The 917-nt window shown below is 39.3% G+C and carries 1 protein-coding gene; it reads left to right on the top strand.

Annotated features, from left to right (window positions below; genetic code table 11):
- Nucleotides 1–84: 84 nt before the first annotated feature.
- Nucleotides 85–843 carry a helix-turn-helix domain-containing protein gene (locus AB5935_RS27010; protein ID WP_004326875.1) on the top strand — a complete coding sequence of 253 codons (759 nt, stop codon included), beginning with the start codon at nucleotides 85–87 and terminating at the stop codon, nucleotides 841–843.
- The last annotated feature ends 74 nt before the right edge of the window (nucleotides 844–917 follow it).

Here is a 917-nt window from a genome sequence, read left to right as displayed (position 1 = left end):
CTATTGTTCCGTCCTGAAAGTAGGGCGGGCGATCGGGATAAGGATTTGTAGTTATTATGTCGCTCGATAGACTTTATAAGTGTGATGAATATAGACGGATATACGCTAACCGAAAAGATGCGAAAAGCGCGACGACGTTTCAGATTTACCGCCACCGAACAAGCCCTTTTTTACGAATTAGTGGCTATTTGTAACGGCGAAGATTGGAGGGACGTTTTCGATTGCTCGAACATTGAACTTTGTTTTGCGCTTAACGTGAATGAGAAAACACTAATAAAAGCCCGTGAGTCTTTAATAAATGCAGGATTGATTTATTATAAATCTGGTAAGAACAAACGTATTATAAGCTCTTATTCTTTCGTGAAGGAATTTAAAACCACTGTAACTACTACTGTAAATTTTGCAGCCAATCAAACAGCCAATAAGGGAGCCAATCAGACAGCCAATGATACAGTAGATAAGACAGCCAATGATACAGGGGATAGTACAGACTATAATAAACTAAAACAGAAACCAAACAGAAATATACTCTCTAAAGTCTCTCATGGAGATTTTGATTTTATATCTGACGAGTTTTTAGAAGCGTTTTCGCTCTGGCTTGAATACAAGAAAGACAGGCGGCAAAATTACAAATCGGAAAAGTCACTAAAAGCGTGTTATAACAAACTGGTAAAATTGAGCAAGAATGATCCGGTGATTGCGGAGCAAATCGTAAATGAATCGATTGCTAATAATTGGTCGGGGTTATTCGAACTAAAAAACGATAAATGCGAATATGGAAACAAGAAGCAAACAGACTCTACCGATAGCGGCGATTCTATCATACGGACTACCGTACTATGACGAGCCGATAGAAGTAGAAAAGCGCCCGGAATGGTTTAAGGCGTGTTGCAAATACGTTTGCCCCGGCTTTAAGA

It is taken from the genome of Phocaeicola sp. RTP21198st1_B8_RTP21198_201120 (genome assembly GCF_040929485.1).
Taxonomy (GTDB): Bacteria; Bacteroidota; Bacteroidia; order Bacteroidales; family Bacteroidaceae; genus Phocaeicola; species Phocaeicola dorei.
The sequence above is the reverse complement of the archived record's forward strand: the minus strand, read 5'-3'. Positions and strand labels throughout refer to the sequence as shown.

Bases quoted from the DNA above. Each gene is read 5' to 3' on its own strand.
- AB5935_RS27010 (WP_004326875.1), top strand. From the start codon at position 85: ATGAATATAGACGGATATACGCTAACCGAAAAGATGCGAAAAGCGCGA.